We start from the raw sequence: 10,479 nt of genomic DNA on the forward strand, positions 1-10,479 counted from the left end.
GACCGGGGAACCGAATGACCGACGCAACCGCTGACCTTTCCCATGCGCCTCTGACCACCGCCGACGGCCGACCGCTCAAGGCGGCTCTGGCGGAATCCCTGGCCGTGCGCCGCCGCCGTGCCTTCCTGCTCGTTGCGCCGCTCTTTCTGTTCATCCTGATCAGCTTCATCGTGCCGATCGGGCAGATGCTGCTGAAATCCGTCTACAATGACGGGTTTTCCGCCCATGTTCCGGCGCTGAGCGCCTGGTTCGACGCCAACCCGCCCGGCAGCGCGATCGACGAGACCGCCTATGCCGCGCTGCATGCCGATCTGGTCGAGATGAAGCGCAACAAGACCGCGGGCGTCGCGGGCACCCGGGTCAATTACGACGTCGCCGGGACGCGTTCGCTCTTCACCGCGGCGGCGCGCGGCGCCGAGAAGATGGAGCCGCCCTACAAGGAGGCCTTCCTCAAGCTGGACAAGAAATGGGGCGATCCGAATGTCTGGCGCGCGATGCGCTCGGCCGCCTCGCCCTTCACGATGGATTTCTATCTGGCGGCGAACGATCTCAAGCGCGACGCCGAGGGCGCGATCGTCCCGGTCCCCGAGGGCCAGGCGGTCTACAAGAAGCTGATGCTGCGCACGCTGACGCTGTCTTTGGAAATCACCGCGATCTGCCTGCTGATCGGCTTTCCGATCGCGCATCTGCTGGCGACGCTGCCGATGCGCAAGGCGATGCTTTTGATGATCTTCGTTCTGTTGCCGTTCTGGACCTCGCTTCTGGTGCGCACGACCGCCTGGATGGTGCTGTTGCAGCAACAGGGCGTGCTGAACGATCTGCTGGTCTGGATCGGCGTGATCGATGACAAGGGCCGCATCCAGATGATCTACAACCAGATGGGCACGATCATCGCGATGACCCATATCCTGTTGCCCTTCACCATCCTGCCGCTTTATTCGGTGATGAAGACGATCCCGCCCAGCTATGTCCGCGCCGCCCGTTCGCTGGGGGCGACCTCCTGGACCGCCTTCCGCCGGGTCTATCTGCCGCAGACGCTGCCGGGCGTGGGGGCGGGGGGGCTTTTGGTCTTCATCCTGGCGATGGGCTATTACATCACCCCCGCACTGGTCGGCGGCGCCGATGGTCAGATGATCTCGAACCTGATCGCCTTCCACATGCAGAAATCGCTGAACTGGTCGCTGGCCGCCGCGCTTGCCGCGCAGCTGCTGATCGTCGTGCTGATCTTCTTCTGGATCTACGACCGCATCGTCGGCATCGACAAGATGAAGCTCGGCTGAGAGGACACGCCCATGGCCCTTCCCGTCTACGCAAGCCCGCTCGAGAAACTGTGGCACTACACCTATCTGGTGCTTTGCGCGCTGATCCTTCTGTTCCTGATCGCGCCGATCATCATCGTGATCCCGCTGTCGTTCAACGCCGAGCCCTATTTCACCTTCACCGAGAAGATGATGACGCTTGATCCCGCGGGCTATTCGCTGCGCTGGTATGACAGCCTGATCACCTTCGGGATGCAGAACCCCGAGGCGCCGCGCGTCATCGCCTTCTGGTGGGATTTCTGGGAAAACGCGACCTGGGTGCAGGTGACGAAACATTCGGTGATCATCGGGGTGTTCGCCACGCTGATCTCGGCCGGGCTCGGCACTGTCGCGGCGCTGGGCCTGACCCGGCCCGAAATGCCCTGGCGCAAGCAGATCACCGCCGTGCTGATCTCGCCGATGATCGTGCCGATCATCATTTCGGCCACCGGCATGTTCTTCTTCTATTCCGGGCAATGGGTGCCGGGGATCGACGCGCAGGGCCGGTTCGAATGGGGCCGTCTGGCGGGCACCTATCCGGGCATCATCCTGGCCCATGCGGCTTTGGGCATTCCCTTCGTCATCATCACGGTGACGGCGACGCTCTCGGGTTTCGATCAGTCGCTGGTCCGTGCTGCGGCCTCGTTGGGCGCCAATCCGCGCACGGCCTTCTTCCGGGTGCAGATGCCGCTGATCATGCCGGGCGTGGTCTCGGGCGGGCTTTTCGCCTTTGTCACCTCGTTTGACGAGGTGGTGGCGGTGCTCTTCATCGCGGCGAACGACCAGCAGACGATCCCGCGGCAGATGTGGAACGGCATCCGCGAACAGATCAGCCCGGCGATCCTGGCGGTGGCGACGCTGCTGGTGATCATCTCGGTGGCGCTGCTGACGGTGGTGGAACTGCTGCGCCGCCGCTCGGAACGGCTGCGCGGCGTGAGCCCGGCCTGACAGGGCCTGCCAGATCCGAACCGCAGAAAAGGGGGGCTGTCTGCCCCCCTCTTTTGCTGCGCAAAATTCACCCCCCGAGGATATTTGGACCAAGGTGAAACCAGAAGGGCAGGGGCTGCGCCTCCCCTTTCACCTTGGTCCAAATATCCCGGGGGGAGTCCCGCAGGGACGGGGGGCAGCGCCCCCCTCTCCGCGCTCAGGGCAGGATCGCGAGCCAGACCCAGATCGAGACGATCGAGAGCGCGGTGGCAATCAGCACGCTGGAGGCCGCCACCCGCTGCGCCGTGCCGTAAAGGTTGGCGAAAAGATAGGCGTTGACGCCCGGCGCCATCGCCGCCGTCAGCACCGCCGAGCGCAGCCCCGCCGTCGGCACGCCGAAGACGCCATGCGCCAGCCCGTAGGCGATGCCCGGATGCACGATCAGCGACAGCCCGGTGACCATGGCGATGGCGCGCAAGTCGCCTTCGGGGCGGTAGCGCAGCAATACCCCGCCCAGACCGAAAAGCGCCGCGGGCAGCGCCGCCTTGGCGATCATCTCCATCGCCGCCATCAGCGGCCCGGGCATCGGCTGGCCCGTCAGCGCCGAAAAGGCCTGCAGCGCGAAACCGCAGAGGATCCCGATGACGAGCGGCGTGCGCAGGATGCCAGTCAGCGCGTTCCACCCCACGCGCGAAAGCCCCGCGCCGGTGCCGTGGCTTCGCACCCATTCCATCGCCACGATGCCCACCGTGTAGAAGAAGGGCGAGTGAAACGAAATGATGGCGAAATTGCCCGCCAGCGCCTCGGGGCCATAGGCGCGCTCGGTGATCGGCACGCCCAGAAGCAGCGAGTTCGAGAACATGCAGGCAAAGCCGATCGCCACCGCATCCGGCCCCGTGCGTTTCAGCCAGATCCGCGCCGCAAGGCTGCCGATGCCGAAACAGCAAAGCGCCCCGGCGTAAAAGGACAGCATCGGCCCGGGGTCGTAGCTGGCGGAGAGATCGAGCGTGGCGATCGAGCGGGCCAGCAGCACCGGCACCGCGAAATTCTGCGCGAAGCGCATCAGCCCCTCGACTGCCGTCGCGCTGAAAAGCCCTTTCCACGCCATGACATAGCCAAAGCCGATCACCAGAAAGACCGGCAGGATGACGTCGATCAGCGCCGACATCAGAGGGGGAGTTCCAGCACCATCCCGTCATAGGCGGCGCGGACATGGGCGGGGGTTTCGCGCTCCAGATCCGAATGGTCGAGGTCGATATGCAGGTTCGTCAGCACCGCCTCGCGCGGGCGGGTGCGGGCGATCCAGTCGAGCGACAGCGCCAGATGCGCGTGGCTGGGGTGGGGCTTGCGGCGCAGCGCATCCAGCACCCAGATATCGAGATCCTCCAGCACCGGCCAGACGTCGTCGGGAATGGCCGAGACGTCGGGCAGATAGGCCAGGCCGCCGATGCGGAAGCCCAGCGCCGGGATGTTGCCATGGATAACCCGGAACGGGACCAGCGTCACCGGCCCGCCCGCCCCCGTCACGCTGAAGGGGCCGTCGATCGTCTGCAGATCGCAGATCGGCGGATAGGCGCTGCCCGCGGGCTGCACGAAAGCATAGCCGAAGCGGTTGATCAGCGCCTCGGTCGTGGGATCATCGGCCCAGACCGGCAGCCGCGCCTGCATGTTGAAGGTGATCTGCCGGATGTCATCCAGCCCGTGCAGGTGATCGGCATGGGGATGGGTGAAGGCCACGGCATCGAGCGTCGCCACCTCGGCGCGCAAAAGCTGCTCGCGCAGATCGGGCGAGGTGTCGATGAGGACACGGGTGATGCCCGCGGCGCCGATCCGCTCGATCAGCAGCGAGCAGCGCGAGCGGCGGTTTTTCGGGTTCGCCGGATCGCATTCGCCCCAATGGCCGCCGATGCGCGGCACGCCGCCCGAGGAGCCGCAGCCCAGGATGGTGAAGCGCAGCCGGTCAGCCATGGCGGGCCTTTGCGAAAAGACGGTCGAAATTGGCACTGGTGGCGGCGGCGAAATCGGGCAGGGACAGCCCGAAGACCTCGGCACCGATCCTTGCGGTATGGGCGGTATAGGCGGGCTCGTTCCTGCGGCCGCGGAAGGGCGGGGGGGCGAGATAGGGCGCGTCGGTTTCCAGCAAGATCCGGTCCAAGGGCGCGGTCTTGAAGATGTCGCGGATTTCCTGGCTCTTGGGGAAGGTGGCGACGCCGGACATCGACAGATAGCAGCCCAGTTCCAGCGTCACCCGCGCCAGCTCCGGCCCCGAGGAAAAGCAATGCATCACGCAGCCAAAGGGCTTGGCACGCATCGCCTCGGTCAGGATCGCGGCCATGTCGTCATCGGCGGCGCGGGAATGGATGATCAGCGGCAGGCCGGTTTCCTGCGCCGCCTCGATATGCAGCCGCAGCGAAACCTTTTGGATTTCAGCGCTTTCGGCGGTGTAGTGATAATCAAGCCCGGTCTCGCCGATCCCGACGAATTTCGGATGCGCGGCAAGCGTGACCAGTTCCTCGACCGTTGCCATGGGCTCTTCGGCGGCGCTCATCGGATGGGTGCCCGCGGCCCAGAAGACGCCCTCGTAGCTTTCCGCAATCGCGCGGACTTGCGGCACGCTGCGCAGGCGGGTGCAGATCGTCACCATCCGGCTCACCCCGGCGGCGTGGGCGCGGGCGACGACCTCGGGCAGTTCCTCGGCGAAGTCGGGGAAATCAAGGTGACAATGGCTGTCGACAAGAAGCGGAAGCGGCGCGGTCAAGGGACTCTCCTGCCGCCTAGGGCGCGGCGTTGATGGCAAGAACCATATCCATGACCAGCGTCGCCGGGTCAAGGTTGACCGCCTTGCCATGCCGTGCCCGCGCGCCCAGATCCTGATGCAGCCCGGCCCATTTCTGCGCCGCCGCGCCATCGGGGCAAAGCCGGGTCAGCAGCGCGGCCTCGCCCGGGGCGGCCTCGGGCTGCGGCGCCCCGGTCAGACCGGCGCGGGCCAGACGGGCCAGAAACAGATCCATCAGGCCGAGCATCAGATCGAACCGCGCCTCGTTGCCGCGCCCGGTCATGCCCTCGGCCAGCGCCCAGGCCTTTTGCCGGTCGATCCGCGGCAGGCCGGGCATCAGCCCGACGAGCGCGCGGTAAGCGTCAAGCCCGTCGAGATTGATCAGCCGGATCGCCTCGCCGACCGAACCGCCCGCAAGGGCCGAGAGCGCCAGCGTGTCCTCGGTCTCGGCGCCCGCGTCTGCCAGCGCCTGCGCCAGATCCTCGGGGGCAAGCGCCGCCAGCCGCAATTCGCGGCAGCGCGAGCGGATGGTGGGCAAAAGCCGCGCCGGTTGATGCGTGACCAGAAGGAAGGTGACCAGAGGCGGCGGCTCTTCGAGCAGTTTCAACAGCGCGTTGGCCCCGGCGGTGGCGAGCTCGTCGGCGGCATCGACGATCACCACGCGCCGCCCACCGTCCGCCGCCGACAGATGCAGGAACGAGGTCAGCTTGCGCACCTCGACCACGCGGATGTCTTCGGAGAGCGCGGTTTCCTTGTCATTCGGGCCGCGTTTGAGGTGGAACAGCCGCGGCTCGGCCCCCGCCATGATCCGGCGGCAGACCGGGTGATCGGGGTCGCAGTCCAGACTGCGCGGGGGCTCGGGGGTGCCGAAGAGCCCGCCGCCATCGTCAAGCGGCTGGCTCAGCAAGAACCGCGCGAGGCGCCAGGCCAGCGTCGCCTTGCCGACGCCGCGCGGGCCGGTCATCATCCAGGCGTGATGCAGCCGGTGCGAGGTGAAAGCGCTCAGAAAATCCGCCTCGGCCTTCTCCTGCCCATAGAGATGCAGGGTCTGGCGCGGATGCGGGGCGCCTTCGACCTGGGTCGGATCGGGAAGCTCGTCGCGGCTCATGCGCGGGCCTCAAGCGCGGCAAGGGTCAGCGCCAGCACCTCGGCCGCGACGGCGCCGGGCGCGCGATCGCCCGCGATCACCTTGAAACGGCTGGAAAATTCCTGCGCAAGGGTCAAAAAGCCGTCGCGCATCCGGGCCTGCATCGCCAGCCCCATATTCTCGAACCGTTCCTCATGGCCCTGCCGTCCCTTGGCGCGGGCAAGCCCCACTTCGGGCGCGATGTCGATCAGGAAGGTCAGGTCCGGTTCGCGCCCGATCATCAGCCGGTGCAGCTCATCGACAAGTCCGCGCAGATCGCCGCGCGACAGCCCCTGATACATCCGCGTGCTGTCGGCGAAGCGGTCGCAGATCACCACCCGGCCCGAAGCCAGCGCGGGCTCGATGGTGCGCTCCAGATGGTCGCGCCGCGCCGCAGTAAAGAGCAGGATCTCGGTCTTCGCCGACCAGCGGTCGGGATCGCCCTGCAGCACGAGGGCGCGGATTTCCTCGGCCCCCGGGCTGCCGCCCGGCTCGCGGGTGCGGAGGACATCGCGGCCCAGCCCGGTCAGCGCCTCGGCCAGAAGCCGCGCCTGGGTGGATTTGCCCGAGCCGTCGATGCCCTCGAAGGTGATGAACATCGGCTCAGCCGGCCACCATCTGGCGGGTCTGCGACAGCAGCCGGCCCGCGGCGGCGGCGAAGCGCACAAGGAAGCCGCCCTCGGCCACGTCGGTTTCCGCAACAAGCGGCACCTTGCGCAGGCCCAGCCCCGGCACGGTGATTTCCAACCGCCCAAGCTCGGTCCCCGCGGTCACCGGCGCGGTGACCGGGCCGTCAAAGACCGCTTCGGCCTTCACCCCCTCGGCCGCGCCCGCCGGGATCAGCATGGCGACATCGGCCGCGGGCACCAGCCCGACGCTGGCCTCGGCGCCCAGCCAGACCGGCGCCTCGGCCAGCCGCGTGCCCTTTTCTGCCACCGTCTTCATCACGAATTGCCGAAACGCCCAGTTCGCCACCGCCTCGGCCTCCGACGCGCGGTCGGCCTCCGACGCCAGCCCGGAAATCACGAAGACGATGCGCCGATCCCCCATCACCGCCGAGCCGACAAGGCCGTAGCCCGCCTCCTCGGTATGGCCGGTCTTCAGCCCGTCGGCATGCCAGTCGGCGGCGGCGATCTTCAAGAGCGGGTTGCGGTTGTTGGCATTCGCCGGGGCGCGGTTCTTGTAATTGAACTGCGTCTCGGCAAAGAGCGGGTAATATTGCGGGAATTGCGTGATAAGCCGCACCGCCAGAATGCCCAGATCATGCATCGACATGCGCTGGTCGGGATGCGGCCAGCCCGAGGCATTGGCAAAGGTCGAGCGCGTCATGCCCAGCATCTTCGCCCGTTCGGTCATCGCCGCGGCAAAGGCGCCTTCCGAGCCCGCGAGCCCCTCGGCCACCACGACGCAGGCGTCATTGCCCGAATTGATCACCACGCCCTGCATCAGCTCGCGCACGCTCGGCCGGTCCATCTCATTGAGGAACATCGTCGAGCCGCCCATCTGCTTGGCCTTGGTCGAGACGGCAAAGGTGGTGTCCAGCGTCACCCGGCCTTCGGACAGCGCCTCGAACAGCATGTTCAGCGTCATCAGCTTCGACATCGAGGCGGGCGGCACCGCGATATCGGCGTCCTTTTCCAAAAGCACGGTCTGCGTCGTCAGATCATAGACCCAGGCGGTGCGGGCGCGGGTGTCGAAGGCCGCGGCGGGCAGGGCGGTCAGCGCCGCAAGCGCGGCGAGGGCAAGCAGTCGAAGGGGCGACATGGCGGGGCGTCCTTATCTTGAGACGGCATAGGCATCGGGGAAGCCGAGGCCCTTGATCTTGGCGAGCAGCGCGGCCTTGTCGGCGGCCGATCCGGCCGTCCCCGCGACGACGCGCCAGAAGGTCTTGCCCTTGGCGGTCTCGGTGCGGATCGTGCTGGCGATGCCGGATTTCTTCAGCTGGTCGGCGGCGCGTTTGGCATTCGCCTCCTGCGAGAAGATGCCGATCTGCACGAAGCCCTTGCCCGCCGCGGCGGGCTTGGCCGGGGTTGCGGCGGGTTTTTGCGGTGCGGTCTCGGTCGCGGCAAGGGCTGCGCCTGCCGCGGCGGCGATCTCGGCGCCCGGTTTTCCCGGGCCCGGTTTGCCCGCGCCCTTCGGCGGCGTGGCCGCGGGTTTCGCGCCCGGTCGCGGCGGCGCGCTGGCCAGCGGCGTCGCGGCGATATCCTCGGCCGGGGGCAGGGCGTCCGTGACCGGGGCGGCGGTTGCGGCCGGATCGGCCTGTTCCTCGCGGCGCAGCGCCACGACCGAGAGCTTCGTCGGCGCCCCCGCCAGCATGTCCAGCGCCGCGGCGGCATCCGAGGAGACCTGCAGCTTCGGCCCCGGGTTTTCGCGTTCGCGGCGGAACAGCGCGCCGATGACGAATTTGCCATTGGCCGGGTTGCGGATGATCACCCGTTCGGGGTCTTTCACCGTCGGATGCGCGACCCAGACGCCGCCAAGCGACGGCCGCCCGTCCCAAAGCCCGGCATCATTGGCCGAAAACACCTCGGGGGCCTCGACATCGCGCTCGACGATCCGGGCCGAGGTGGCGGCGGGTGTCGCGCCGTCTTTCGGGGCCTCGGTCGCGGCGGAGCCGTCCCCCGTCAATTGGCATCCTGCCATTGTCAGCGCCGCTCCCAGCGCCAAGACCCACCGCATCGATCCTGTCATGCCCGTCTGCCCCTGCCCGTTCGTTCCGCCAGTCCCGACCGCAGGCCGTCCCGGCCCGTCGTCCGGCCTCGGCCGTTGTTGCCGCAGCCCCTTGGCGGGACCGTTCCGAACCGGGGTCAGCCGCCGCCGCCCCGGCGTTTCGCGCCGACTGTAGCGGGTTCGGCGCGGCAAGAAAAGCGCGTGCGGGCGGCGGGTGCGGATTTCGTTTGCCGGAAGCTTTCAGAATCGCGTGAGAGCGGTTAGGGCAGGGGCTAAGGAAGTGTGGCCGAGTGGTTTAAGGCTCTGGTCTTGAAAACCAGCGAGGGGGAGACCCCTCCGTGGGTTCGAATCCCACCGCTTCCGCCAACTCCCAGATCCTCGATATAATTGTTTTGAATCAATGACTTGAGCTGGGGTGGCGATGACCTTCCACACATGTCTCCCCCACATGTTTTCCACACATGCGATCTGTAGAGGCAGCCTCGTTTGCCCTTCGAATCGGGCAGCGTGTGTTGTTTGACACGACATTCTGCAGGAAGCCGGAAGAGGCCGTCTGAAGGCGGAAGACCTTGGATGGGTCAATAAAACAAAGGGCTTACGGGCACAGAGCGCCGTCGAGGACTGCCGCGAGCCATGTCATGCAGTGATGCGGAAAACGGCCGATTGCGGGCAATCCAGCGGTGGTCGAGGCCCCGCCGCGGCCAAGGCGATGAACGCCGAGAACGTCAATAAAAACAGGTGTTCAAAGGGTTGTAGCGCGCCACGAATTTTTGCAGTGCGTGCCACAGATATTTGCAGCAGTGTAGCGCGCCACGAATTTTTGCAGTGCGTGCCACAGATATTTGCAGCAGACGCGTTTGCGTGAAGTAGACGTTTTTGCCCCCTTAAACGGTGTCCAAAGGCGCGCCGATCCGCACCAGTCTTCGACGTGGGCAGTAGGCACCGCAATGCAGGTGCTCGCCATCAGAACGCCCCCGTTCGCGCGTTCACCCAGGCCTCCAGCTGCGCCAGCTCGGCCTCGGTCAGCAGCCGGTTGAGGCCCACCGACGGATAGCGGGCGCCGTTCAGATACACCCCCGTCCCGGCCCGAGCCCCGGCGTACAGCGGATAGGTGCCGTAGCTGCCCAGGCCCTGATCCGCAGTGGATTGCGCTACCTGTGCGCCGTTGAGGCGCAGCAATTCGATGTCCTCCGAGATCTTGCCGATGCCCGTCACGACCACTGTTTTCGGCGCGGCCTGACCGGCACTGGTCGCGGCAGAAAGCTGCGACCCCTTGAAATTCACTCCGAAATCGGCCGCGGTCCGCGGCGCCAGCAGCGCGAACACGCCGCTCTCCGCCCCGCCACCGCCAGAGTTTGTGCCCGTCTCGAACACGACGCCCTGGGCCGCATCCGACAGCTTGCGCACCCCCGCGCAGATCGTGGCCTCGTCCGACCCCCAGGCGATCGCGGCCGCCGCCATCCATTGGTTGAGCCCGTTATGGGCCAGACAGCCGCGGCCCTGCGCATCGAGCTGATAGATCGGGCGATTGGCCGCCGTCGCCTGCACGAAGCCGATCTGCCCGCCCGCGGTGAATTTCGACAGCCCCACCGGCTGCCCCGCCGCGGTGACCGGGATCGTCCCGGCCGCATCCTGAAACAGCGTCACGCCGGGGATCATCGGCTCGACCCAGCCGATTTCAC

At 67.0% G+C, this 10,479-nt stretch carries 10 protein-coding genes and 1 tRNA gene; 3 read left to right on the forward strand and 8 right to left on the reverse strand.

Features of this window, described 5'->3' with window-relative positions; all coding sequences use genetic code 11:
* Positions 1–14: 14 nt before the first annotated feature.
* Together LY44_RS12210 and LY44_RS12215 are read left to right on the forward strand one after the other, a co-directional pair.
* Positions 15–1,280, forward strand: coding sequence for an ABC transporter permease (locus tag LY44_RS12210; RefSeq protein ID WP_055212995.1), 1,266 nt, complete (start codon positions 15–17; stop codon positions 1,278–1,280).
* Between the two features lie 12 nt (positions 1,281–1,292).
* Entirely contained in the window at positions 1,293–2,246 is a 954-nt protein-coding gene (locus LY44_RS12215; RefSeq protein ID WP_055212996.1) for an ABC transporter permease, read from the forward strand.
* 196 nt (positions 2,247–2,442) lie between these two features.
* On the opposite strand, the gene LY44_RS12220 is transcribed toward LY44_RS12215, so the two are convergent.
* Genes LY44_RS12220 through LY44_RS12250 form a run of 7 tightly spaced genes read right to left on the reverse strand, consistent with a single transcriptional unit; the run spans position 2,443 to position 8,818 of the window.
* Positions 2,443–3,393, reverse strand: coding sequence for an AEC family transporter (locus LY44_RS12220; protein ID WP_055212997.1), 951 nt, complete (start codon positions 3,391–3,393; stop codon positions 2,443–2,445).
* Complete coding sequence (locus LY44_RS12225; protein ID WP_055212998.1) at positions 3,393–4,193, reverse strand: MBL fold metallo-hydrolase; 801 nt, start codon at positions 4,191–4,193, stop codon at positions 3,393–3,395. Before LY44_RS12225 ends, LY44_RS12220 begins: the two co-directional genes overlap by 1 nt.
* Entirely contained in the window at positions 4,186–4,983 is a 798-nt protein-coding gene (locus tag LY44_RS12230) for a TatD family hydrolase (RefSeq protein ID WP_055213000.1), read from the reverse strand. Before LY44_RS12230 ends, LY44_RS12225 begins: the two co-directional genes overlap by 8 nt.
* A 16-nt stretch (positions 4,984–4,999) precedes the next feature.
* Entirely contained in the window at positions 5,000–6,109 is a 1,110-nt protein-coding gene (locus LY44_RS12235; protein WP_055213002.1) for a DNA polymerase III subunit delta', read from the reverse strand.
* Positions 6,106–6,726: a dTMP kinase gene (tmk, locus tag LY44_RS12240; RefSeq protein ID WP_055213004.1), complete on the reverse strand. Its 621-nt coding sequence runs from the start codon at positions 6,724–6,726 to the stop codon at positions 6,106–6,108. The genes LY44_RS12235 and tmk overlap by 4 nt, the downstream gene beginning before the upstream one ends.
* Positions 6,727–6,730: 4 nt before the next feature.
* Entirely contained in the window at positions 6,731–7,891 is a 1,161-nt protein-coding gene (locus tag LY44_RS12245) for a D-alanyl-D-alanine carboxypeptidase family protein (protein ID WP_055213006.1), read from the reverse strand.
* 12 nt (positions 7,892–7,903) lie between these two features.
* Positions 7,904–8,818, reverse strand: coding sequence for an SPOR domain-containing protein (locus tag LY44_RS12250; RefSeq protein WP_055213008.1), 915 nt, complete (start codon positions 8,816–8,818; stop codon positions 7,904–7,906).
* A gap of 255 nt (positions 8,819–9,073) precedes the next feature.
* Between LY44_RS12250 and LY44_RS12255 the strand changes: the two genes are divergently transcribed.
* Positions 9,074–9,163, forward strand: a tRNA-Ser gene (locus LY44_RS12255).
* Positions 9,164–9,760: 597 nt separating this feature from the next.
* Here LY44_RS12255 and LY44_RS17975 read toward each other — a convergent pair.
* Positions 9,761–10,479 (reverse strand): LamG domain-containing protein (locus tag LY44_RS17975; protein WP_170126697.1); only part of this gene is annotated, 719 nt, incomplete at its 5' end.

Source organism: Rhodobacter capsulatus, from assembly GCF_003254295.1.
GTDB lineage: Bacteria > Pseudomonadota > Alphaproteobacteria > Rhodobacterales > Rhodobacteraceae > Rhodobacter > Rhodobacter capsulatus.